Annotated in this window: 26 protein-coding genes; 6 read left to right on the forward strand and 20 right to left on the reverse strand. The window is 51.7% G+C overall.

Going from position 1 to position 24,345, the window contains the following annotated elements; genetic code table 11:
- Position 1 precedes the first annotated feature (1 nt).
- From rsmD to KNP60_RS05270, 3 genes are read right to left on the reverse strand one after another with little or no spacing between them, the layout of a single operon-like run.
- Positions 2-568, reverse strand: a complete 567-nt coding sequence (gene rsmD / locus KNP60_RS05260) for a 16S rRNA (guanine(966)-N(2))-methyltransferase RsmD (protein WP_034777060.1) — start codon at positions 566-568, stop codon at positions 2-4.
- A 53-nt stretch (positions 569-621) separates the two neighbouring features.
- Positions 622-885 carry a DUF2129 domain-containing protein gene (locus tag KNP60_RS05265; protein ID WP_021067029.1) on the reverse strand — a complete coding sequence of 88 codons (264 nt, stop codon included), beginning with the start codon at positions 883-885 and terminating at the stop codon, positions 622-624.
- On the reverse strand, positions 869-1,315 hold the full coding sequence (locus KNP60_RS05270) for a YlbF/YmcA family competence regulator (RefSeq protein WP_034777059.1): 447 nt from the start codon (positions 1,313-1,315) through the stop codon (positions 869-871). The genes KNP60_RS05265 and KNP60_RS05270 overlap by 17 nt, the downstream gene beginning before the upstream one ends.
- Before the next feature lie 130 nt (positions 1,316-1,445).
- On the opposite strand from KNP60_RS05270, the gene KNP60_RS05275 reads away from it, so the two are divergent.
- Complete coding sequence (locus KNP60_RS05275) at positions 1,446-2,201, forward strand: ATP-grasp domain-containing protein (RefSeq protein WP_214797049.1); 756 nt, start codon at positions 1,446-1,448, stop codon at positions 2,199-2,201.
- Positions 2,202-2,304: 103 nt separating this feature from the next.
- Positions 2,305-2,667 (forward strand): YugN family protein, encoded by a 363-nt coding sequence (locus KNP60_RS05280; protein WP_021067026.1) that lies wholly within the window; start codon positions 2,305-2,307, stop codon positions 2,665-2,667.
- Between the two features lie 63 nt (positions 2,668-2,730).
- Here KNP60_RS05280 and KNP60_RS05285 read toward each other — a convergent pair whose 3' ends face one another.
- The 9 genes from KNP60_RS05285 to cyoE all read right to left on the reverse strand — a co-directional run bounded on the left by KNP60_RS05285 (position 2,731) and on the right by cyoE (position 10,049).
- A complete protein-coding gene (locus KNP60_RS05285; RefSeq protein ID WP_128122992.1) occupies positions 2,731-3,003 on the reverse strand; it encodes a hypothetical protein in 273 nt (90 codons plus the stop codon).
- Positions 3,004-3,008: 5 nt separating this feature from the next.
- On the reverse strand, positions 3,009-3,623 hold the full coding sequence (locus KNP60_RS05290) for an SCO family protein (protein ID WP_214797050.1): 615 nt from the start codon (positions 3,621-3,623) through the stop codon (positions 3,009-3,011).
- 20 nt (positions 3,624-3,643) lie between these two features.
- Positions 3,644-4,105: a DUF420 domain-containing protein gene (locus KNP60_RS05295; protein ID WP_034777049.1), complete on the reverse strand. Its 462-nt coding sequence runs from the start codon at positions 4,103-4,105 to the stop codon at positions 3,644-3,646.
- Between the two features lie 23 nt (positions 4,106-4,128).
- Positions 4,129-5,052: a cytochrome c oxidase assembly protein gene (locus tag KNP60_RS05300; RefSeq protein WP_034777047.1), complete on the reverse strand. Its 924-nt coding sequence runs from the start codon at positions 5,050-5,052 to the stop codon at positions 4,129-4,131.
- A gap of 134 nt (positions 5,053-5,186) precedes the next feature.
- Positions 5,187-5,516: a cytochrome C oxidase subunit IV family protein gene (locus KNP60_RS05305; RefSeq protein WP_034777045.1), complete on the reverse strand. Its 330-nt coding sequence runs from the start codon at positions 5,514-5,516 to the stop codon at positions 5,187-5,189.
- A gap of 1 nt (position 5,517) precedes the next feature.
- The gene (locus KNP60_RS05310; protein WP_034777044.1) at positions 5,518-6,144 is read right to left on the reverse strand and encodes a cytochrome (ubi)quinol oxidase subunit III; all 627 of its coding nucleotides are present in this window, start codon (positions 6,142-6,144) and stop codon (positions 5,518-5,520) included.
- Complete coding sequence (gene ctaD, locus KNP60_RS05315) at positions 6,145-8,013, reverse strand: cytochrome c oxidase subunit I (protein ID WP_034777043.1); 1,869 nt, start codon at positions 8,011-8,013, stop codon at positions 6,145-6,147. It lies immediately after the preceding gene.
- Between the two features lie 38 nt (positions 8,014-8,051).
- Positions 8,052-9,068, reverse strand: coding sequence for a cytochrome c oxidase subunit II (gene coxB / locus KNP60_RS05320; RefSeq protein WP_214791563.1), 1,017 nt, complete (start codon positions 9,066-9,068; stop codon positions 8,052-8,054).
- A 60-nt stretch (positions 9,069-9,128) separates the two neighbouring features.
- Positions 9,129-10,049 carry a heme o synthase gene (gene cyoE / locus KNP60_RS05325; protein ID WP_034777042.1) on the reverse strand — a complete coding sequence of 307 codons (921 nt, stop codon included), beginning with the start codon at positions 10,047-10,049 and terminating at the stop codon, positions 9,129-9,131.
- 331 nt (positions 10,050-10,380) lie between these two features.
- Between cyoE and KNP60_RS05330 the strand changes: the two genes are divergently transcribed.
- A complete protein-coding gene (locus KNP60_RS05330) occupies positions 10,381-11,283 on the forward strand; it encodes a COX15/CtaA family protein (protein ID WP_034777041.1) in 903 nt (300 codons plus the stop codon).
- A gap of 51 nt (positions 11,284-11,334) precedes the next feature.
- On the opposite strand, the gene KNP60_RS05335 is transcribed toward KNP60_RS05330, so the two are convergent.
- The 4 genes from KNP60_RS05335 to KNP60_RS05350 all read right to left on the reverse strand — a co-directional run bounded on the left by KNP60_RS05335 (position 11,335) and on the right by KNP60_RS05350 (position 17,812).
- Complete coding sequence (locus KNP60_RS05335) at positions 11,335-12,690, reverse strand: cryptochrome/photolyase family protein (RefSeq protein WP_214797051.1); 1,356 nt, start codon at positions 12,688-12,690, stop codon at positions 11,335-11,337.
- A 52-nt stretch (positions 12,691-12,742) separates the two neighbouring features.
- Complete coding sequence (locus tag KNP60_RS05340) at positions 12,743-16,180, reverse strand: pyruvate carboxylase (protein ID WP_214797052.1); 3,438 nt, start codon at positions 16,178-16,180, stop codon at positions 12,743-12,745.
- A 31-nt stretch (positions 16,181-16,211) separates the two neighbouring features.
- Positions 16,212-17,447 (reverse strand): FtsW/RodA/SpoVE family cell cycle protein, encoded by a 1,236-nt coding sequence (locus tag KNP60_RS05345; protein WP_214797053.1) that lies wholly within the window; start codon positions 17,445-17,447, stop codon positions 16,212-16,214.
- Between the two features lie 86 nt (positions 17,448-17,533).
- A complete protein-coding gene (locus KNP60_RS05350) occupies positions 17,534-17,812 on the reverse strand; it encodes an Fpa/YlaN family protein (protein ID WP_021067011.1) in 279 nt (92 codons plus the stop codon).
- Positions 17,813-17,984: 172 nt separating this feature from the next.
- Here KNP60_RS05350 and KNP60_RS05355 point away from each other — a divergent pair, with 172 nt between their 5' ends.
- Both KNP60_RS05355 and KNP60_RS05360 read left to right on the forward strand, forming a co-directional pair.
- Entirely contained in the window at positions 17,985-18,452 is a 468-nt protein-coding gene (locus KNP60_RS05355; RefSeq protein WP_214797054.1) for a hypothetical protein, read from the forward strand.
- Between the two features lie 94 nt (positions 18,453-18,546).
- Positions 18,547-19,758, forward strand: coding sequence for a multidrug efflux MFS transporter (locus tag KNP60_RS05360; RefSeq protein WP_353048141.1), 1,212 nt, complete (start codon positions 18,547-18,549; stop codon positions 19,756-19,758).
- A 28-nt stretch (positions 19,759-19,786) separates the two neighbouring features.
- Here KNP60_RS05360 and KNP60_RS05365 read toward each other — a convergent pair whose 3' ends face one another.
- Together KNP60_RS05365 and KNP60_RS05370 are read right to left on the reverse strand one after the other, a co-directional pair.
- Positions 19,787-21,103 (reverse strand): PhoH family protein, encoded by a 1,317-nt coding sequence (locus KNP60_RS05365; RefSeq protein WP_214797055.1) that lies wholly within the window; start codon positions 21,101-21,103, stop codon positions 19,787-19,789.
- A 33-nt stretch (positions 21,104-21,136) separates the two neighbouring features.
- Positions 21,137-21,586 carry a PNPOx family protein gene (locus KNP60_RS05370; RefSeq protein WP_034777031.1) on the reverse strand — a complete coding sequence of 150 codons (450 nt, stop codon included), beginning with the start codon at positions 21,584-21,586 and terminating at the stop codon, positions 21,137-21,139.
- 112 nt (positions 21,587-21,698) lie between these two features.
- On the opposite strand from KNP60_RS05370, the gene KNP60_RS05375 reads away from it, so the two are divergent.
- Positions 21,699-21,899 carry a YlaI family protein gene (locus tag KNP60_RS05375; protein ID WP_021067006.1) on the forward strand — a complete coding sequence of 67 codons (201 nt, stop codon included), beginning with the start codon at positions 21,699-21,701 and terminating at the stop codon, positions 21,897-21,899.
- 42 nt (positions 21,900-21,941) lie between these two features.
- Here KNP60_RS05375 and KNP60_RS05380 read toward each other — a convergent pair whose 3' ends face one another.
- Positions 21,942-22,286 (reverse strand): YlaH-like family protein, encoded by a 345-nt coding sequence (locus tag KNP60_RS05380; RefSeq protein ID WP_232939276.1) that lies wholly within the window; start codon positions 22,284-22,286, stop codon positions 21,942-21,944.
- An 87-nt stretch (positions 22,287-22,373) separates the two neighbouring features.
- Positions 22,374-24,218, reverse strand: coding sequence for a translational GTPase TypA (typA, locus tag KNP60_RS05385; RefSeq protein ID WP_034777027.1), 1,845 nt, complete (start codon positions 24,216-24,218; stop codon positions 22,374-22,376).
- Positions 24,219-24,345 lie beyond the last annotated feature (127 nt).

Below are 24,345 nucleotides of genomic sequence, written 5' to 3' on the forward strand. Positions count from 1 at the left end.
CTCACTCCTCGGTCGCCGCATACTCGTAGAAGCTGATCGTGATCACGTCCGAGTAGCGCTGCACCTTGATTTTTTCCAACTGCCCGACCTGATCCGGTAACGTCACATCGCTGCCATGTTCGCAGACGACGACCCCGTTGTCCGTCAATAGTCGGTTCGACTCAATGATGTGTAAAAACGGCACATGTTCTTCCGCATGATATGGCGGATCCATAAAAATCAATTTAAACGGCTGTCCTTTTAAGACGAGTTGGTCGAGGACCGACCGGGCGTCTTGTTGCAACACCGTCGCTTTTGACTCATAGTGTGTCGTCTTTAAATTGTCTGTGACCGTCTGGATCGCCTTTCGTTGCTTGTCGACGAACACGGCATGGTCACATCCCCGTGACAATGCCTCAATCCCTAACCCACCGCTCCCGGCGTATAGGTCAAGCGCATCTCCCCCGGCGAAATAAGGGCCGATGATGTTGAATAATGATTCTTTCACTTTATCTGTCGTCGGTCGTGTCGCCGACCCCGGGACCGCCTTGAGTCGGGTCCCTTTTCGTTCTCCTGAAATCACTCGCATCTCCGTTCTCCTTCACCACAAAAGATGAAGGCGGCACCGCCTTCATCTTTGTGTTATTTCTGCTTCGATTCGTACGTCTCCGCGACGAACGGCCGCTCACTGCGGACGACCGCTTCGACGAACGGCAACGCGCTCACTTGTTCGAGAATCGCCTCATGTCCATCGAGGTCGGTATACAAGAAGGCGTACTTCTCCCGCTTTGACACGTAATACAGGTTCGCATAGCGACGCAACGCCTTCACTTGCTTCAACGATTGGACGTAGACGACGAACCCGATTCGACCATTCAACTCAAACGTCTCAGATGGCACATCCACAGCTTCCGCCTCCACAACTTCCTCCGCCTGAACATCCGCCTTCATCGAAGAACGGGTTTCCGGTCGGGACTTTGATTTTTGGAGAAACCGAGAAGGCCAACAGCTCACTCACTTCCCCGAGCAGTTTATCTAAACTGCGTTCCGCTTTTTTAAATGCGGCCACTTCTGGCTGGACATCGAGACGCCGTTTGACGAGATGCATCTCTTTTTTAATGCGGTCGTGGTCCGGGTGATGTTTCCCGAACCGCTGTACGTACTCGTAATCTTCTTTCATCCGCAAGAACTCACGTTCCACGAGGCGCGCTTCCTCCGATTGGGCTCGCGCTTGTTTCGTGGCGATATATGTTTGGAACGACTCGCTCGCTTCAATCAAATCGGCTAACGATTCCGTTTGATCGAGCAGGGCGATCGTCTGTTCAGTAATAATCATGGCTTTCACCCTTTCTGCCATGATTTTAACACATTTGATTCCCTCTGTAAGCAATCGGCTTTATAATTGAACGTGACTGTCAAGCGTCCAACCAGAAAGGAAGTGAACAGGTGCATCCGTGTACCTCGCTATGAAAAAAGTCTCATTTAACATGATTCGTTCGGCCGGCATCAAGACCGACTATGCGAAACCTGAATATTATTACGACCAGCTCGATAAAGTAAGAGCGGCCGACCTCGTCTTGTTCCCTGAATATTGGATGGTCAACTCGATCATCTACGGACTGAATAAACCGATTTTCCCGTCCCCGGCCACGTATCACCTCGGGCACGATAAGATTGAGATGACGCGCGCCTTCAAGGCGACGTTCCCGCACCGCATCCCGAAGACGCTCATCTACGGGAAAAACCCTTACACGATTGAGCGCGTCTTGGAAGAGTTCGAGTACCCGTTCGTCGCCAAGACGGCCAAGTCGTCGATGGGACAAGGCGTCTGGCTCATCAAGCATGAACAGGACTGGCTCGAATACGTCGACAAGCACGAGACGTTCTACGTCCAGCAATACATCCCGAATGACCGCGACCTGCGGATCATCGTCATCGGTGAAGAAGTCGTCGGTTCGTACTGGCGCGTCAGCGAAGCGTTCTTGAACAACGTCGCCCAAGGTGCCCACTTCTCGTATGACGACATCCCGGAAGACGTCGTCGCGGAAGTGCTCGACATCGCCAAGACGCTTCACATCAATCACGCTGCCTTCGACGTCATCGTCACGGACGGTGAATTTTACATTTTAGAGTTCAACGTCTTCTTCGGTTCGGAAGGGCTCCTGCCGCTCGGTGTGAGGCTTACAGACAAGATTGCCCACTACCTCGACACCCAGGCTTGAGGCGTTCATCTTTTTTTCACAATTTGAACACACGTTATTCCAAGAACGTTTTCGAATATGATATGATGACATATGAGGTTTATTAGGGAAAAGGGGGATTATGATGAAATTTGAGCAGTTCCACATCGAGGGAAAAGAGATCCGCTTCGGTTTGCTCGAGACGATCATGGATCATCATCATTTCATCCGTGAAGGCGCTTGGGACTATGAGCGTGCAACGTATGACATGAAGTACGAGAAACAATCGACAGGCGAGACGTTCTACCTTCGCTTACCGGTATATGCGATTGAAGGACAAATCGAGGACCGTCATGCGGTCGTTAAAATGTTGACACCGATTCTCGGAAAACATTACTACCCGCACGGCGTCGAGTACGACGAAGAGTTCCCGGAAGAAATCGTCCGTGATTGCGAGCGTCGTCTTGCCGCACTCGCTGAGACACTCGAAGTAAAACCCCTTGCATAAGCGAAGGGGTTTTTCTTTTGTGCGCTCAAAAAAATGGAGAACCCGGCTGGGGTTCTCCATTTTTTATACTCCGATGACGTTGAGCGTCACATCGACCTGTCCGAGCAACAAGTCGAACTGATCGCGCACATACCGATACAAGCGTTCAGCCTCGACGAGCGAGACGGGTGCGATGATTTGATAATCGTATTGCTCTTTCGACAGAGACACGACTTTCACTTCACGCAATCCGAATTCGATCGCGCTGCAAGCGATCAAGTCCTCGATCGCCCGTTCGGCAATCGTCACATCTCCGTAGGAATAATCATTTCCGATGACAGCCATCGTATCATTCATCTTCTTCACTCCTTTTCTGCCGCGAGTACTAACACGTCCTCCATAATGGTTTCGATGTCGACAGGTTTTTCTCCTGCCGTCGCCATTTGGGCGACCGCGCGCACGTCATGCTTGCGATCGATGATATACATCGTCGTCGCATGCGTGACGAGGCCACTGTTCGCTTTCGAATAGTAGAACTGAAGCTGACGCGTGATACGGTCGATATCGGCTTTGTCTCCGGTCAACATCTTCCAGCCTGTCGGTTCGGCTTGGAACGCCGCCCCGTAGTTCTCTAAGACGGGGACCGTATCGACTTCCGGGTCGACCGTGATGGCGACGAGTTCAACGTCCGTCCCGTATAGATCGTTCGCTTTCAGCTCTTGCTCGAGCTTCATGAAGTCGCGCAACGTGAGCGGACAAATGTCCGGGCAGTTCGTGTAAAAGAACGTGACGATTTTAACTTTACCGTTGTCCGAATTGTACGACTGACCGTCGAGCGCGTTCGTCAGCGTGAACGGGGTCGGCTCTTGGATGACGGGCAAGTCCTCTTCTTTAAAGAATAAGAAGTACGAGGCCATGCCGATTGCCACCAAAATGGCGACCGTCAAACCGACCGTCATATAGCTATTCCGTTTCATCCTCTTCCCCCTCTCTCGATTCACCCACCGATAATGGCACGGAAGACGTTCGTCGTCTCACCTGGGTCATAGGCGACGTAGAGGAGGACGTATACCGTCACCCCTGTGATCGCCGTGAAGAACCAGACGACCGAAGCTTTCGGTCCGATTTTCCGGTGTTTCTCGACTTTGTTTTTATAGCCGAGGTAAAGCGTGATCAAGCCGAGGACCCCGCCTGTCGTCGCGAGTAAGATATGAAAGATCATGAACGCCAAATAGTATGGCTTCACTGAATCAGGTCCGCCGAAAGCGGTATTGCCGACAAAAATCGTACGCGAGACGTAAAGAATGAAGAATGTTGTCGCGGCAATCGCGGCAGCCGTCATGACTTTTTTATGTTTGTCGACGTTGCGACGATCACGCGCGATGATCGTCCATCCGATCGCGACTAAAATAGCACTGATGACAATGAATGTCACACTGATCAAGGCAAGATAGTTCATCGTAGTTTCCCCTTTGACTTAGTTCATTTTTTCTCTTTTGGTTCTTGTGGTGTGAACGACATGCCTTCATCGAGCGCAAGCGATTTTGTCCGGCGCACCCAGCCGAAGAACGTCCAGCCGAAGAAGAAACCGTAGACAACTTCTTGACCGAGCTTCATCAATACCCCACCGAAGCGTTGGTCTTCAAGGGCGCTGTTCGTCGCGCCCATGAGCGCGTTCAAATCAAGGCCGGATACGTCCCCGTTCGGCATACAGTAGCCGAGCACGGTCGCAAACGTTTCTGCGTCTGTATAGGCGTCATACAAGATGCCTTGGCTGAAGATGATGAACGCACACGCCGGCGTCAACAACACCCCGTTCGCGATGATGTATACCATCCGCTTCAAATCAGACATGCCTTCCTCTTCTTCCGAGAGGAATGGTGCAATGACCGGATACCACATCGTCAAACTGAAGACGACGAGAGCGCCGTGGAAGATGCGATGCACACCATAGTTCGTCAACACGTAGTCAAAAATGAATGGCATATGGTAGAACGTGAATAATGCATTGAACAAAACGAGTGCGATCAAAGGTTTTGTCATAAATTTGAGCGTCGGCCCAATCACCTTATAGCTAAATAATTTTTCAAACACCCAATATGGCATCCCGTACACGACGAGCGCCGGTGCGAGCACGTAGACGAGCACCATCTGTAACATATGCACCGAGAAGATGATATGCGCGAGCACATCGACCGGGCTACCGAAACCGATGTAATACAATAAAATAGCGGATAACATGCTGAACTTTTGTAGCAACGTGGTCGACTCGTACCCTCGCTTCGCCATGCTCTCTGTGACGACCGCATAGAGGACGTACAACCCTACCATCAACAATCCGAACCATGGACTCCAAAGCGTCGTCCAATCGAACTGTTTGAGTAGCTCTGATGTATTCCAGAGCATCCCTTCACCCCTTTTCTTTCTCTCCCAAACCGATGAAACCGTTCACTTCAAGATTACTATTCCTTTATTTTTGAAGTAAAGCAAAAAGGACTGAATCATCTATGTTTCCACAGATGTTCAATCCTTTGTCACATTTACCAAATGAGCAAGCGAAGGGCCGCGACCGTGATGATGGCGACAAAGATGCCGAGCCACATCATTCCGACGATCCACGTGTTGCCACGGTTGTTCATATGCATGAAGATATAAAGCTGCAAGAACACTTGGATGATGGCGAGGATGATCAAGAAGCCACCTGCCGCCCACACCGGCATGAGTTCAGCGTATACGGCGCCGAACGCGACGAATGTGAGCAAAATCATCATCGCGAAGCTAATCAACTGAAGTTGATACTCGCGTCTTGATTCGGCTTTTACTTCAAGCTCTAACTGTTTGTGCGTTTCGTTCATTGGTTGTTTTTCCATATTAGCTCACCATCCCTAAGAGGTAGACGATTGAGAAGATGAAAACCCATACGACGTCGATGAAGTGCCAGTACAGGCTCGACACGTAGAACTTCGGTGCGTTGTACACATCGATTGGACGGTTCCAGTTGCGAATCAAAAGCGTCGTGATCCAAAGGAGACCGAACGTGACGTGTGCGCCGTGGAATCCGACGAGCGTATAGAACGCAGATCCGAACGCGCTCGATGTGAACGTGTGACCGATGTGGTAGTAGTGGATGAACTCATAAATCTCTGCTCCAAGGAATCCAGCCCCGAGGAGAAGCGTGACGACCAACCAAAACTTCATGCGGCCTGGATTGTTCGCTTTCATGTTCATCATGGCGAGAACGCTTGTGAGCGAACTTGTGAGGAGGAGCATCGTCATCAAGAAGACGAGCCCCATCTCAAAGATATTGTACGAACGAAGTTCCTCTGGCGCACCAGAGTTCAGTAGACCGACGTACGTTCCGAATAGCGAGGCGAAGAGAACAGTCTCTCCACCGAGGAAGAACCAGAAGGCCACATATTTATTTTTCCCTTCCAGCGTGGCTTTCTCTGGATTGGCCGGAATACCGGTCACCGGGTGTTTTTCGACTGCATGTGCCATTTATTGGTCTCCTTTCTCACGAATCGCTTTCAAATCCGCTTCAATCTGTGATTTTGGAATATAGAAGCCATGGTCGTCGATCCATGAACGGAGGAACATCGACACGAATGTGATGAGTAATCCGATCACGATGAGTGACCAACCGACAACCGCGTTATCCATTTGGAAGATCGCTCCAAGTCCGGCGATGAAAAGACCGAGTGACATGAAGAATGGAATCAACGAGTTGTTCGGCATGTGGATATCTGCTACTGGTTCAGCAACAGAGACCCGTTTGTTGCCCGCCATTTTCTCGAGCCAGAACGTATCGAGACCTTTGACGAGCGGTGTTTGTGCAAAGTTGTACTCTGGTGTCGGTACAGGAAGCGTCCACTCCAATGTACGTCCATCTTCCCAGTGGTCTGGCTTGACGCGTTGTTTCGACAAGAATGCCTTGACAACAGCGACGAGCAAGATGATTGTCGATACACCCATGAAGAAGGCACCGATCGTCGACAGTAAGTTCATCGTCTCAAACCCTTGGTTAGGAAGGTATGTGAAGACGCGGCGTGGCATCCCGAACAATCCGAGGAAGTGTTGCGGGAAGAACGTCAAGTGGAACCCGATGAAGAACAACCAGAACTGCCAGTAGCCAAGCTTCTCAGAGAGCGCTTTGCCGAACATGAGCGGGAACCAGTAGTAAAGTCCTGCGAATAGACCATAGACAACCCCACCTACGATAACGTAGTGGAAGTGAGCGACAACAAAGTAACTATCGTGATACTGATAGTCGGCCGGTGCGACCGAAAGCATGACCCCTGTCATCCCCCCGACGAGGAACGATGGAATGAATGCGACCGAGTAGAGCATCGCGACGTTGAACTTGATTTGTCCGCCCCATAGCGTGAACAACCAGTTGAAGATCTTGACCCCTGTCGGAACGGCGATGGCCATTGTCGCGACAGCGAAGATCGAGTTGGCGACCGGTCCGAGACCGACCGTGAACATGTGGTGGACCCAAACCATGAATCCGAGGAAACCGATGAGCATCGTTGCGAAGACCATCGTTGTGTAACCGAACAGACGTTTACGAGCGAATGTCGGAATGATTTCCGAGAAAATACCGAACGCAGGGAGTATCAAGATGTATACTTCCGGGTGTCCGAAGATCCAGAAAAGGTGTTCCCAGATGACGACGTTACCGCCGGCTGCCGGATCAAAGTAGACGGCACCGAACAAGCGCTCGAACATCAACATGAACAAGCCGACTGTGAGCGGCGGGAACGCGAAGACGATCAACGCCGAAGCGACGAACGTCGTCCACGTGAAGAGCGGCATCCGCATGAGTTTCATGCCTGGTGCACGCATGTTCAAAATCGTGACGAGGAAGTTAATCCCGGCCATGAGTGAACCGAAACCTGAGATTTGAAGACCGAGGGCGTAGAAGTCGACCCCTGATGCTTCAGGTTGTGTCGAGAGCGGCGCGTACGCCGTCCACCCTGCGTTCGGTGCAGCGCCGAAGAACCAGCTAAGGTTCAGCATGACACCACCGAAGAAGAACAACCAGAAACCAAGTGAGTTAATGAACGGGAACGCGACGTCGCGTGCCCCGATTTGTAGCGGTACGACGGCGTTCATAAATCCGAATAGCATCGGCATGGCCGCTAGGAAGATCATCGTCGTCCCGTGCATCGTGATCAATTGGTTGAACGTTTCGCCGCTGACGAAGTCGTTCATCGGACGAACGAGTTGCCAGCGAATAAGTAAAGCTTCAATTCCACCGAGAAGGAGGAAGAAGATTCCTGAGAACAAATACAAAATACCGATTTTTTTGTGGTCAACCGTCGTAACCCAATCCATGATGCCATTGTATTTACGCGGTTGCTGCATAGCAGTGGTCTGTGCCACGTGAAATCCCCCTTTTCCCGTTAGTCAATCTTCTGATCGTACAAGAAGTCAACGAGTGCATCTAACTCTTCATCACTGATTTGGCCTTCACCGAAGCCAGGCATGAGCGCGCCTTGTTTCAATTCTTGTGGGTCGCGAATCCATTCTTTCAACTTCTCTTCGTTGTTTTCGAGGTAGCCCGCCAACCATTCGCGATCACCAAAGTTCGTCAAGCTCGGCGCGACTTTCCCGCCACCGTGACAGCTCAAGCAGCTCTCGACGTACACGGCTTCGCCTGTCGTCAAGTTTTGGTTATCTGCAACGAGGTTTTCTGTGTTTGCGTCCTGCTGTGCTTTCATGTCTTCGAGCCATTGGTCGTACTCTTCTTGCTCGAGTGCGATGACTTTGAAGTCCATGAGTGCGTGTGAAGGTCCGCAAAGCTCGGCACATTTCCCGTAGAACGTACCTGGTTCATTTGCATGCAACCACATTTCGTTATCAAGGCCTGGGTTCGTATCCGTCTTACCTGACAAGGCCGGTACCCAGAACGAGTGAATGACGTCTTTCGATGTCAAGTTGATGCCGACACGCTTACCGACTGGGATGACGAGTTCTTGACCCGTGACCACGCCTGCGTTCGGATATTCAAATTCCCACCAGTAAAGGTTGGCCGTGACATTGATTTCTTCTTCTTTTTTCGCTTCTTTCGCTTTCGCGAGCTCGACTGTCGTCGTGATCGTCGGAACAGCGAGAATGATCAATAAAATGATTGGAACGACTGTCCAAATCATCTCAAGCGTGCTGCTTCCTTCGACTTGCTTCGGAATCGATTCATCTTTCCGACGGAATTTCATGAGCACGTACACGTAAATAATCGTTACGATGACAAGTACAAAGAGCATGATTGCCAAACTGATGAGAATGATGCGAAGCTGAATCTCAGCTCCCTCTCCCATCGGCTTCAATGCAGACAATCCCTCTACGCCGCACCCTGATAACAGTAGTGCGAACATCATCATCGGGACGATGCCAAACAGAAGCTTCTTAAATGATTTCACAACAATCCCCACTTTCTCCCAAAATGATGTGCAATGGTTTCTATATAGTGAGTGCGACTATCAAAGTGCCGTCAATACCAGCGTGACAATCCACACGACTAAATAAATCAATGAATAAAAGAACATTTTGTTTGCCCACTTGATCTCATCTTCGGCCTTGAAACCTTTCAAGCCGAGATATAACCAGTAGCCCCCAAGACCGGCCGCGACGATCACGTAGATCAAACCGTAATGCAAGAACAAGAGCGACGCTGGAATGAGTGTCGCGATCCACCAAATGATTTGGCGCTTGGTGATCGCAAAGCCGTTGACGACCGGTAGCATCGGAATGCCGGCCGCTCGATACTCCTCGACACGCCGCATGGCGAGCGCGAGGAAGTGTGGCGGTTGCCACAAGAACATGACGAGGAACATGAGCCACGCATCGATATGAAGCGCGGGATCGATGGCTGCCCAACCGATGAGCGGTGGTACCGCTCCGGAGATGCTGCCGACGACCGTGTTCAACGTGTGCGTTCGTTTAAGCCACATCGTATAAATGACGACATAAAAAAATGCCCCGATTAAACCGAAGACTGCTGCCACATACGACACGATCAATAAGAGCAATGTCCCGATCGCGAGTTGCGTTAATCCAAGGAGCAAAATCCGTTCTCCCGAAATTTTCCCGGTGACACTTGGTCGGTTGTCTGTACGTCCCATCAAGTAATCGATATCACGGTCCACGAAGTTGTTTAGGTAACAACTCCCGGAGATGACGAGCGCGCTTCCTAACATCGTTAATAAGAGTTGTGGCCAAACTTCAAACAAATAAAGTACTGGCGTATCACTCTGATATGTTGCTGCTACAAAGAAACCGGCGAACACCAACAATAGATTGGCGCGGACGATTCCCATTTTTGCCAGAGCAACATAGTCGCGGAACGAGGCGGATTCTGTATATTCTACTTCTGCCATTGTCCCTGGGTTGACTTTTGTCATACTGACCCCCCTACTAATCACGAAATCCTCGTATTCTTTTCACAGAAAAAACACAATATGAACAAAGTTCACCTAACTCATAACAAAGATACCATATTTTCAAAAAGAATACGTCGTTTATGCTTGTAAAATAGCTAGTTTTTTGTGACAGACGTGTGATAATTGTCACAGTAAAAACGCTACGCTAATACTAGAATAACGATTTTGATAGCGATTGCAAGCTTTTCCGTTTCGTTTTTACGACGTAAAGCCGTATAATAAGTATGGCGAAAAAAATATAAACTGACAAGGCACAATTCTAGTGATTTTTCTCAAAAGCAGGTGGAAACGAATGCATAAAAAACTCGCACTATTTTCAGCACTCGTCACGCTCGGGATGATGCTCGTTCTCATCATGGGTGGAACCGTGACGAAGACCGACTCCGGCGACGGGTGCGGTACAGACTGGCCGCTCTGCCACGGGAAACTGATTCCGACCAATCCGAGCGTCGAGACGATGATCGAGTACAGTCACCGTGTCGTCTCCGGCATCGAAGGACTCCTCATCATCGCATTGACGGTTTGGACGTTCGCGGTCGTCAAAAACCGCTATGACGTCAAAGTGTTCGCGTTCCTCGCGTTCATCTTTATGCTCATCCAGTCCATCATCGGCGCCGGTGCCGTCATCTGGCAACAGTCGGACGCGATTCTCGCGCTCCACTTCGGCATCTCGCTCGTCTCGTTCGCGTCGCTTCTCATTTTGACGATTCTCTTGTTCGAAGGAGAACGTCTGCATCGGGCCGTCTCCGAACGATTGAAGATTCACCTTTACGGCTTGACGATCTATACGATGGTCGTCGTCTACACGGGTGCTTATGTCCGTCACCTCGGCGCGACGTATGCGTGCGTGGGCTGGCCGATCTGTGACCAGAACGTGTGGACGTTCGAGTCGTACGTCCAAATGGGGCACCGCATCATGGCGGGACTGCTCGTCTTCTATACGCTGTACGTGTTGTACTTGGCGCGACGGGAGACGAATCAACTCGTCGAGACCGGGATGTGGGCGTCCTTGTTCTTCATCTTGCTCCAAGTCGGCACGGGGGCGTGGATTGTACTTGGGGGACATGCCACATACGTACCGCTCCTCCACGCGTTCTTGATTACCTGCTATTTCGGGATTGTCTCGTACTTGGCATATCATGCGTATCGGAGTCAGAAGCAGACGACCGCGTCCGCTCGACAAAAATCAGTTTAATCGAACACACGAAAAGGAGCGACGTTCATCGCTCCTTTTTTCTATGCCTATTTACTGTGCATCCTTGAACCGTTCGAGCGCTCGGGCTCGCGCTTCCTTATGGTCGACGATTGGGTCGATGTATCCGTCCCGCTCGCTGAGGTCGGGAAAGTGAATCGACTTTTTGTCGAGGTCGGCGAGTTCAGGCACATACTTCCGAATGAACGTCCCTTCGGTATCAAACTTCTCGGATTGCGTCGTCGGATTGAAGATGCGGAAGTACGGAACCGCATCCGTCCCGACCGAGGCGGCCCATTGCCAGCCGCCAATATTCGAGGCTGCCTCATAATCGATCAGTTTCTGTTCGAAATAGCGTTCCCCTTTTCGCCAGTCGATCAGTAAATGTTTCGATAAGAACGAGGCGACGATCATCCGGAGCCGGTTGTGCATCCAACCTGTCTCGTTCAGTTGCCGCATCGCCGCGTCGACGATCGGGTAACCCGTCTTCCCCTCACACCACGCCTGGAAGTTCTCGTCATCGTCTTCCCAGTCGAGATGCTTATACTTGTCGTTGAACGGACGGTCTTTCAGTCCCGGGAATTGAACCATGATCATATAATAAAATTCGCGCCATAACAGCTCATCGTAATACGTGTCGCGTCCGCTCGATTTCGGCGCCGACAGCACTGCTTCCGCCACGGTGCGGATCGACAACACCCCGGTCCGTAGATATGGAGAGAGCCGGCTCGTGCCGGCGATCGCCGGGATATCGCGGTCCTCATCATAGGCGTCGATCCGGTTGGCGACAAAGTCATGCAAACGTCGTTTCCCGGCCGCTTCTCCGAGCGCTTTCCACGAACGCTCGCACCGGTCGAACTGACGCCGCAATTCAGCAGGCACGACATGTTCGGTCGCGACGAGTTGCTTCAGCGCTGTCACATCGACATCATACGGTGCGGGCGGCGTTTCGGCGTAGGCCGCCTTTTTGAACGGCGTATACACTTTGTACGGGTCCCCGTCTTTTTTCGTGAACGCGTTCGGGGCAAACAAATGCCGATCGAGCAGACGGATGACTTTGACGTCTTGCCCGAGCGCCTCGATGACGGCATCGTCGCGCTGCTTGAACGGTTCAACATACTCGGCGTTAAAGTATAGCGTGTCAAACTGACCGAGCGCTTCGACGAACACTTCGGCCGTGTCGGCGACGATGACACGCAGGCCGAGGCCGTTCTCCTTGAGCTCACCCATAAATTGTCGCATCGTCGCGAAAAAGTAATCGTGCCGCGTCTCGAACGGCTCGCAATAGTTCGGATTGAGCCAAAAGACGAACTCCAATTCATCGCCTGAAGCAGCGTCTTTCAATACCCGGTGTAACATATGATTATCAGTCAATCGAAAATCCGATCGAAACCAACAGACTCGTCTCATCTCTCCCACTCCTATCTAAAAAAGAAGCATAGCCGCGCTATGCTTCTTTCCATTATACAAACTCAATCAATAAGTCGTCACTTTGGATTGTGTCGCCTTCTTTAATATGGACCGCTTTGACTTCACCGTCTTGAGCGGCTTGGACCGTCGTCTCCATCTTCATCGCTTCCGTGACGAGGAGCTGTTCCCCGCGATGGACACGGCTACCAGGTTCGACGAGCACTTTCAACACCGATCCCGGCATCGAAGCACCGACTTGTTTCGGGTTCGTCCGATCAACTTTCGGTCGGCTCGTCGTCGCCGACTTCACGTTCACGTCTTTGATTTCGATTTCACGCGGTACCCCGTTCATCTCATACGAGACAAGACGGATACCGTCCTCGTTCGCCGCACTGATTTGAACGAGTTTGATGATGAGCGTCTTCCCGGTCTCGATCTCGACTTGAATCGTCTCTCCGACGTTCAAGCCGTAGAAGAACGTTAACGTGTCGAGGACGGATACATCGCCATACGTCGTCGAATGGGTGACGTAATCCTCGAACACTTTCGGATACAACGCGTTCGAGAGCAGTTCGAAGTCCGTCACCGGGCGCTCGAGCTTCTCGAACAACTTCGTCTGCGCCGCCTTGAAATCATACGGTTCGATCAGTTTACCCGGACGTACGTCGAGCGGTTTTTCGCCTTTCAAGATGGCTTGTTGCACGTCTGTCGGGAATCCGCCTGGAGGCGTTCCGAGCTCACCGCGCATCATTTCGACGACCGAGTCTGGGAAGTCGAGTTGGTGACCCCGCTCGACCACATCTTGTTCGTTCAAGTTATGTTGGACCATGAACAGTGCCATGTCCCCGACAACTTTTGACGATGGCGTCACTTTGACGATATCGCCGAACAACATGTTGACGCGGGCGTACATCGCCTTCACTTCGCTCCAACGGTCGCCTAACCCGACCGCTTTCGCTTGTTGTTGCAAGTTTGAATACTGACCGCCCGGCATCTCATGCTCATAAACCGATGGGTTCGAAGCACGCATATCGCTTTCGAACGGCTCATAGTTATGACGCACGTCTTGCCAGTAGTCGCTGATGACCTCGTAATGCTTCGCATCGATTTTCGGTTGACGCTCGTGATGGTCGAGCGCATAAATCAAGCTGCCGCCTGAAGGTTGTGACGTCATGCCTGACATCGAGCTCGCAGCCACGTCGACGATGTCGACGCCCGCATCCGTCGCCCGGGCATACGTGAAGATTCCGTTGCCGGAAGCGTCATGCGTGTGCAAGTGGATCGGCAAGTCGACGGCATCTTTCAAGGCTGAGACGAGCGCGTATGCCGACTCTGGCTTGAGCAGGCCGGCCATGTCTTTAATCGCAAGAATATGAGCCCCGCTCGCTTCGAGTTTCTTCGCCAAATCGACGTAGTACGGCAAGTGGTACTTCGGACGGTTGCCATCGTATAGGTCGCCCGTATAACAAACGGCCGCTTCCGCGACTTTTCCAGTCGGTAACGTCGCGTCGATCGCAAGTTGAATCGACTCGAGGTTGTTCAAGCTGTCGAAGATCCGGAACACGTCGACACCCGCATAGGCCGCCTCATGGACGAACTGTTCGATGACGTTGTCGGCATAGTTTTTATACCCGACCGCATTCGCGCCGCGAAGCAACATTTGAATCAAGACGTTTGGCATCTTCTCACGAAGACGCATGAGGCGTACCCATGGGTCTTCCGAGAGGAAACGATAGGCGACGTCGAACGTGGCCCCGCCCCATGCCTCGACCGAGAATAGCTCTGGCATGAGTTTACTCGTCGGTTCGGCGATATTGACGATGTCTTGTGTCCGCATCCGCGTCGCAAGAAGCGACTGGTGCGCGTCTCGCATCGTCGTATCCGTCAACAACAGTTCAGGTTGACGTTTGATCCAATCGGCAAGGCCGTCCGGACCGAGCTCCGTCAAAATCTGTTTCGTACCTGGTTTGGCTTCAGTCGGAAGGTCTTGCGGAATCCGGACCGAGCGGCTGATCGGCTTATCTTTCAATCCGACACCCGGGAATCCATTCACGGTGACGTCACCGATATAGTTGAGCAACTTCGTTCCACGGTCTTTCCGTTTCGGGAAGACGAACAATTCTGGCGTCTCGTCGATGAACGACGTGTTGTAGTCACCGCTGATGAAGTTCTGGTGCTTCATCACGTTAATCAAGAACGGAATGTTCGTCTTGATGCCGCGAATCCGGAACTCGTTCAAGTTACGGACCATTTTCGAAGCCGCCTGTTCGAACGTCATGCCGTGTGTCGACAGCTTCACGAGAAGCGAGTCATAATACGGTGAAATCTCGGCCCCGACGTAAGCGTTCCCGCCGTCGAGTCGGACCCCGAAGCCGCCCGGAGAGCGGTACGCCATAATTTTTCCTGTGTCCGGCATAAAGTTGTTGCCCGGGTCTTCTGACGTGACACGTGACTGGATCGCGTAACCGAGCAATTTGATGTCTTCTTGTTTCGGCATATGGATGACGTCGCCGTGAAGCGACTCGCCTTGCGCGATCATGAGCTGGGTCTGCACGATATCGAAGCCGGTCACCATCTCTGTGATCGTGTGCTCGACTTGGATACGCGGGTTGACCTCGATGAAGTAGAACGACTCGTCTTCCGTGACGAGGAACTCGACCGTCCCGGCGTTGATGTAGCCGACGTGGCGCATGAGCTTAACCGCCGCGTCACAAATCGCTTGGCGCGATTCCTCAGACAACGTCACACACGGTGCGACCTCGACGACTTTTTGGTGTCGGCGTTGGACCGAACAGTCACGTTCGAACAAGTGGATGATGTTGCCGTGGTCGTCCCCGAGGATTTGGACCTCGATGTGTTTCGGACGCTCCACTAATTTTTCTATGTACACTTCGTCTGAACCGAACGCTTGCTTCGCCTCTGACTTGGCACGTTCAATCAAATCTTTCATCTCGGCTTCCGTGCGGATGACACGCATCCCGCGGCCGCCACCGCCCATCGCCGCTTTGACCATGAGTGGGAATCCATGCTCGTTCGCAAACTCGAGCGCGTCTTCGTATGATGTGAGCGGTCCGTTCGAACCTGGAATGACCGGGAGACCGGCCGCGATTGCGCTTTGACGGGCCCGAACTTTATCCCCGAACGCATGAAGATGCGATTCATTCGGACCGACGAAGATGATACCTTCTTCGCGGCAACGACGTGCGAGCTCGATGTTCTCAGATAAGAAACCGTATCCTGGGTGAATCGCGTCAGCCCCCGACTGTTTCGCGATTCGAATCACGTCCTCGATATCGAGATAGGCGTCGATTGGCTTTTTATCGAGACCGATCAAATATGCCTCGTCCGCTTTAAAGCGGTGTAACGAGCCGCTGTCTTCTTGTGAATAGACGGCGACTGTGCGCATTCCTAGTTCAGTGGCTGCCCTAAATACACGAATGGCGATCTCTCCACGGTTGGCTACAAGTAATTTGCTAATTGGTTTCAACATAAATCCCCCCATTTAAGTAGTTCGAACCTTCTTACCTGACAACATGTAACGATGAACCTTGCACATTTTCGGCTGATTTCTCACGAATCTCAGCCCGTCTTGTCGCTTCCCGGTGCCGGTTTCGCATCGAGATGCTGCTGAGCACTCCGAGAATGCCCATCGTCATGATGAGTGACGTCCCGCCGTAACTGACGAGCGGAAGCGTGACCCCCGTCCCCGGGAACCAGCCCGACATCGCCCCGATATTGATCCCGGTTTGGACCATGATTTGGGCAGCGATGCCGAATGAGACGAACATCGCGAAGTGACTATCGCTATGGTTGGCGATATTGACGGCGCGGAACGCGATGAAAAAGAGCAGGACGAGGACGACGACGACACCGACAAAACCGAGCTCTTCCGCGATGATGGACATGATGTAGTCCGTCTCCGGTTCGGGCAGATACCCATACTTCTGATAACTGTTGCCGAGGCCGACACCGGTCAACCCTCCGTGCACGATCGAGATGATCGACATGAGCAATTGATGGCCATAGCCTTCCGGATCCATGAACGGATTGAAGACGACCTCGATCCGACTGCGCTGGTTTTCCGAAAAAATTGTCGTGAACATCAAATAGACGGCCCCAATCCCAGCGATCACCGATGGGATAATGATTCGGAGCGGCGCCCCAACGGCGAGCCACATGAGGAACATGATGGCGCCAAGGACGAACAGCCCCCCCATATCCGGTTGCCCGTTGATGGCGATCGCATACGGGAGAAAGAAATAGATGACGGGAATCACGAAGAAGGCACCGGCTTGGGCCCGTAATCCTTTTTTCGTGATCGCGGCTCGGCCGAGGCGTCCCGGCAACCCTTTCAGTTCATTGTTCCACAGTTGGTGATAATAGTTCGCGAGCAATAAAATCAACACGAACTTGGCGATCTCGACCGGTTGCACCGTGAATCCGCCGATGATGAGCCACGCCCGTGCCCCGTTGAGTGGTGGCATCGCCCAAGTGACGAACAAGAGGACGACCGACACGAGGTAGAGGCCGTACAAAATATTTGGTTTTCTAAAGTTCTCATAGCGGAACATCGTCGCAATCAAGTAGACGACAATCCCGAGTCCGGCGTAGAAGAGTTGCCGATAGAACAAACCGCTGTTCGCGTAATCCCCGCGATTCCATACGCTCGCACTGTAAATCATGATCGAGCTGATTCCGACAAGCATGAGCACCGCAATGAACAGTGAGAAATCAAAGTACCGAAACCGAGTTTTCATGTTTTCACTTCCTTATGTACAACAATCCTTGACCCATTATAAAAAAATACTCAAACAGCGCCGCTTGCACAGTTTGAGTATAAGGTTCATAAATCTGAAGCTTCCGCGAGGGCGGACAGCTTTTGTTCCAATGAATCGAGCAGTCCTTTACCTTCAATGTCTGAAATGAGTCCAAGACGGACCGCAAAATCAATTTGGCGTGATAGACCGAACATATGTGTATCAAGCACCTCTTCATAAAGCGGGCACTTCGGCATTTTTAGGTTTTCTAACTGCACTTCAATCAAACAACGGATTTTTTCAGCGTCTGCCTCTAATAGTTGAAGCGCTTGCTCCCGTTGGACTGCAGCCAAATTTGTCGCCACTACGACCCCTCCTCCGTACAATGACAGACTGTTTGTCATAACTCAACTGTACATTATATTTCATCATAATTCAATGAACAGTCTGGATTCACTATGAGTTTCTCGCAGTTTCCCTTTTTCCCCGGAAGAGCTGTATAATGTACAGTGTATCGTGAATAAAGGGGGCGTATCAATGATTTTTCCACTAGACGGAGCGGTTCGTCACGCGTTGACGATCGACCCGACCGTATGGATTTTCGACGACCGCAAGCGGAACATCGAGGAACTCGACCGCGCGGTTGAGAATGATAATGAAGCTTATTATGCCAAGATGGGGAAGGCATGGGACGACGGCCTGACACAAGGGACACGTGTCGACCACAATAAACCGATGACTCGGGCCGATAAAGACGCGGCGCTTCGCGACTCGTTCGCGATGCCGTTCGCTCCGTTCCTGCAAAACGCTGAACCAATCGCTACGGCGACACACGTCAGCTTTTATGGGGAATCGGTGCTCACGCTATCAATCGATGAGGCGCGCACCGTCTATCTCCAGTTCTCGAAGGACGGGAAAGTGCTCACGGACGGCCCGGTATACGTCTTGTATCATCAGCAAGTTTTGCGCGGCGTCCACCATATCGCGGTGCGAACAGAAGCTTGATCGAGAAGGCCATAGCGCCTTCTCATTTTTTTGGACTTTTTACTTCACAAAGTGTAACATATAGGTTATGGAAAAACTTCATGTTTGAAAGGTCGTGACGCTTACGTATCCTTTATGGAAGAAAAACTTAATCATCGTTTGGATCGGTAGCTTTTTGACGGCGGCCTCGATGAGCCTCGTCTTACCGTTCCTCCCCTTATTTATCGAAGAGCTCGGGGTCACGAATCCCGATCACGTCGTCACCTGGTCAGCCGTCGCTTTCGGGGCCACGTTCCTCGTGGCCGCCATCGTCTCCCCGCTCTGGGGAAGGCTCGCCGACCAAAAAGGCCGCAAACTGATGCTCATTCGGGCAAGTCTCGGCATGGCTGTCGTGATGACGCTCATCAGTTTCGTCCAAGACGTGTATCAACTCGTCGGGCTTCGGCTCCTCATGGGTGCCGTCTCCGGGTTCATCTCGGCGGGGATCACCCTCATCGCTTCACAAACGCCAAAAGAGAAAAGTGGCTGGGCGCTCGGTACCTTGTCGACCGGTGGCATCACCGGCGGACTCCTCGGTCCATTGATTGGAGGACTCCTCGCCGACTGGATTGGGCTTCGACCCGTTTTTCTCTTGACCGGCAGTGCCCTATTTATCACGTTCATCATCACACTCGTGTTCGTCAAAGAGGACTTCGTCCCGGTGGCGCGCGAACGGCTAGATTCGACCAAATCGATCATCGCCTCGCTCCGCCATCCGCAACTGATCTTAAGTCTCTTTTTGACGACGTTTTTAATCACCTTCTCGACGCAGTCGGTCGGTCCGTTACTGACACTGTATGTCCGGGAATTGAACCCGTATACGACATCGCTCGCCTTTATCGCCGGCATCGTCGCCTCGGCACCGGGTGTGGCCGCACTCATTTCCGCACAGCGGCTCGGGCGGCTATCGGACCGGTACGGGGCTGAACGCATCTTGTTTTGGGCGCTCATCGTCTATAGTGCCTTCTTGATTCCACAGGCGTTCGTGACGTCGACGACGCAACTCGTCGTGTTGCGATTCGGCCTCGGTTTCGCCACCGCGGCGCTCATGCCGTCCGTGCAGTCGCTTTTGCGACAACACACGCCGAGCCGAGCGGCCGGGCGCATCTTCTCTTATAATCAGTCGGCCCAGTTCATGGGTAACCTGCTCGGACCGTTGTTCGGGTCTCAAGTCGTCGCGCATTTCGGCTTCTCCGCCCTCTTCATCGTGACCGGTTTGATTATGTTGACGAACGCCTTGCTCGAAAAATCGAACGTGCAAGTGGCACTTCATCCGAATACGAAATAAACGCCGAGCAGCCGCTCGGCGTTTTTCGTTATAGTAAATCGGCGGCCAACCGGGCGAGCGACGAGCGCTCCCCTTTGATGAGTTGGACGTGGCCGAATACGTTTTGCCCTTTGAACCGTTCGACGGCGTACGTGAGACCGTTCGAATATTCATCCAAATATGGGTGATCGATTTGATACGGGTCGCCGACGAGGACGATTTTCGAATTCTCCCCGACTCGGGTCAGGATCGTCTTGATCTCGTGTTTCGTCAAGTTCTGAGCCTCATCGATGATGATGAACTGGTCCGGCATGCTGCGGCCACGGATATACGTGAGCGCCTCGAGCTGAATCGATTTGATGCCGGCCAAGATGTTCCCGAGCTCGTCTTTCGAATTGGCATTAAACAAAAACTCTAAGTTATCGTAAATCGGTTGCATCCAAGGCCGCAGCTTCTCTTCCATCTCCCCCGGCAAGTAGCCGATATCGTTCCCCATTGGGACGACCGGACGGGCGACGACGAGCTTATTGAAACGACGTTCGTCTTCAACGAGCGACAACCCGGCCGCGAGCGCGAGAAGTGTCTTCCCGGTTCCGGCTTTCCCGAGCAACGTCACGAACGGGATATCGTCGCGAAGCAACAAGTCGAGTGCCATCCGCTGTTGGACGTTGCGCGGATGGATGCCCCAGACGTGTTCGACGTCTAGGGAGAGCGGACGAAGGATCGGTTGCAGCGCATCGACGACCGCGACTGCGCTCGCTTTCGAGACGTTGCTTTTTAAAACGACGAATGAATTCGGGTACAGTTGATTTTTCGTTAACGCAGACAGCGGCAGCTGCCGGAATTTGTAAAATTCATCGATGACGGCTTGATCGACCTCGATTTCCCGGTAGCCGGCATATAGGTTCGTCGTATCGACGATATGGTCGGTCAAATAGTCTTCGGCTTCAATACCGATCGTATCCGCCTTGACGCGGACAAGTATATCTTTCGAGACGACGACGACTTTACGGGTCCGGTCGTGCTCGTATTGTTTCATCAGGCCGAGCGCCACGGTCAAAATGCGGTTATCGTTCGTCATGACGTCGAACGGGAAATCAACGGTATGTTCATGGCCGATCTCGACGAACAAGTGACCGCCATTCTCGAGCGGCACCCCGTCATGCAGTTTCCCGGTCGTGCGGAGTTGGTCGAGTACACGCGCCGTCTCACGGGCGTTACGTCCGACCTCGTCCATATTGCGTTTTTTGCCGTCAAGCTCTTCTAATACGATGGCGGGGATAACGACATCGTGCTCATCGAATTGGAACAAGGATAGTGGATCGTGTAAGAGTACGTTCGTATCGAGCACATACGTTTTTTTCATAGACTTTGCCGCCCCTCGAAAATAGGATGGTGATCAAGAATTCAAACTCTCCTTGACTTCACGGTCCAGCTTTTCTGCTGCTTCGACATCGTACGTCTTGACGATGTCCGGTTGTCCATATGTCGCCCCGTAAAAGGAGACGTTACGGACTTCTTCAACGTGCCCTTCAAAAAAGCGAAGGTGCAATCCCGGCTTCACGCTTGGCTCGAACTCGGCCACATGCGACAAGGCCACACTGTAAGCCAGGCCTCCTTCTATAAAGATGAGACTTGCGGTCCGTTCATTCCCAAGCAACGTGATCAAATGCGAATTTTTCGTCAAGGCGAAACGTATCGTTACTTCATTCGGCGCTTGCACCCAGCTGATGGCATGGGTGATCGGCCACCGTTTCGGTTCGTCAAATGTGATTAAAAATGTCAATGGCATATCATTCAACGTACCTTGTTGTGCCTTTGAGAGTTCGAACGCGGCTTTGCTCGCCATATACTCCCCTCCTCCCGAACGGGTATACGAAATGGATTCGCCCTTACAAACCTCTTTCCCTGCTTTTCTCTCCTGAAATCATGCTATAATCAACGAAGAGGAAGGTGAGACCATGCGCGTAAAGTGCTCTCTTTGTGACAAAATCGATACGATTGATTCGTGGTCGTTCGAAGCGAAACGACTTCGTAATAAACCTGCTAAAACGTACATGTGCCAGACGTGTCAAGAACGCATCACCGCGCGAACCGCGGAGCGTGCCGCGACCGGCCAATTCCACCTATATCCATCGTTCCGTCAAAAACGGAGATGGTAATCAAAAATGGACGTTTCGCCCTCGGGCGAAACGTCCATTTTTTCAGTGTGATTCGACGCCTTGTCGACGGTTCCACCAGAGGCGGCCCCGGTAGATTGCCAAGACGACAGCCATGACAAGGAGAACTTCTGGAATCGGCCATGTGAAGAAGACGAGCGCCATCGTGCCTGCCCCGAGTGCGAGCAGCATATAGACGACGAGCGACTTCCACCACGTCAATTGTTTGGCAAAACCTAATTTAAACACGAGTATCGTCAATAAGATGACCGTGATGATCAAGGCGTTAAACCCGACCGAGAAGTCGTTCGCGTCACTGCCGACGCCAAGTAGCGAGGCAATCCACGGCACATCGATTTGTGTGATGTCCATCGTTTGAGAAGCTTTCAAGCTGATAATCCCCCTTTATTTCCTTCACAATCATTCTACACTATCCAAAACAAAAGGGAACGCCTAGGCGCTCCCTTTTTTTCTGACTTATTCTTTACCAAGTTTACGACGCTTGTCAGCTTTCTCGCGTTCGTTCTTGTTCAAGACTTTTTTACGGAGACGGATTGACTCCGGCGTGATTTCACAGTACTCGTCATCGTTCAAGAACGTGAGCGACTCTTCGAGTGAGAAGACGCGTGGACGTTTCAAGACTTGTGTCGAGTCTTTTGCTGAAGCACGCATGTTCGTCAACTGTTTGCCTTTGACAGCGTTGATCGCGAGGTCGACGTCGCGGTTACATTCACCGATGATCATTCCCTCGTATACTTCTACACCTGGCTCGATGAAGATCGTTCCACGATCTTCAAGGGCACCGATCGAGTAAGCCGTCGACTTACCAGGTTCGATACAAACCATGACACCGCTGCGGCGGCCGCCGATGTCAGCAGAGATGAACGGACGGTACTCTTCGAACGTGTGGTTCAAGATTCCGTATCCGCGTGTCGCTGACAAGAACTCGTTACGATATCCGATGAGGCCACGTGAAGGAACGATAAATTCCATACGTGTTTGACCGTTGTCGTTCGTGTTCATGTTGGCAAGTTCACCTTTACGGAGACCGATTGATTCCATGACTGAACCCGTGTACTCTTCTGGGACGTCAACGATGACGCGCTCGAACGGTTCGATCTTCGTACCATCTTCGTCTTCACGGATGATAACTTGTGGTTTCGAAACTTGAAGTTCGTAGCCCTCACGACGCATGTTCTCGATCAAGATCCCGAGGTGAAGCTCACCGCGTCCTGATACGATCCATTGGTCAGGAGAATCTGTGTTCTCGACACGGAGTGAAACGTCCGTCTCAAGTTGTTTCATCAAACGCTCTTCGATTTTACGTGCCGTCACGAAATCGCCTTCGCGCCCTGCGAATGGAGAGTTGTTCGTCATGAAACGCATTTGAAGTGTTGGCTCATCGATGCGAAGGAGCGGAAGTGGCTCTTCTTTACCGACTGGCGTGACCGTCTCACCGACGTTGATGTCTTCCATCCCGGCGATGGCGATCAAGTCACCAGCTTTGGCTTCTTCGATTTCAACACGTTTGAGGCCGAAGTAACCGAACAATTTAGTGACGCGCAATTGTTTGATTGATCCGTCTGTTTTGCAAAGTGAGACTGACTCGCCAACTTTGATTTTCCCACGGAAGACGCGACCGACACCGATCCGGCCAAGGTAGTTGTCATAGTCGAGCATCGTGACTTGGAACTGAAGCGGCTCATCCGAGTTATCGATTGGTGCCGGTGTGTTCTCAAGAATCGTGTCGAGCACGTACGTGATTGTATCTTCTTGCTTCTCTGGATCAGGATCGAACGAACTTGAACCGCTGACAGCAGACGTATAGACGACAGGGAATTCAAGTTGATCTTCATCTGCTCCAAGGTCGATCAACAAGTCGACAACTTCATCGACAACGTCGAGTGGGCGTACCATCGGCTTGTCGATTTTGTTAACGACAACGATTGGACGGAGACCTTGGTCGAGTGCTTTCTTCAATACGAAACGCGTTTGTGGCATGCAGCCTTCACGTGCATCGACGACGAGGATAACGCCGTCAACCATACGCATGATCCGCTCAACTTCACCACCGAAGTCGGCGTGACCTGGTGTATCAACGATGTTGATGCGTGTATCTTTATAATCGATTGCCGTGTTTTTCGCGAGAATCGTGATTCCGCGCTCACGTTCGATGTCGTTCGAGTCCATGGCGCGTTCTGCGACCATTTCGTTTGTCCGGAAAGTACCAGACTGTTTCAATAATTCATCGACAAGCGTTGTTTTACCGTGGTCAACGTGGGCGATGATTGCTACGTTCCGAAGGTTAGTTCTTACATTCATGTAGTTAGTCCTCTCTTATTTAAAAAAGTTTCATCTTTTATTCAACTTTAAGAGTATAGCACACGTCACACCACCTTTGTCGAGTGTTATCAACTGTTAACGTTTCCAAACGCTTCATTTTTGACTA

Origin of the sequence: Exiguobacterium sp. s5, from assembly GCF_018618075.1 — a bacterium.
Lineage (GTDB): Bacteria > Bacillota > Bacilli > Exiguobacteriales > Exiguobacteriaceae > Exiguobacterium > Exiguobacterium mexicanum_A.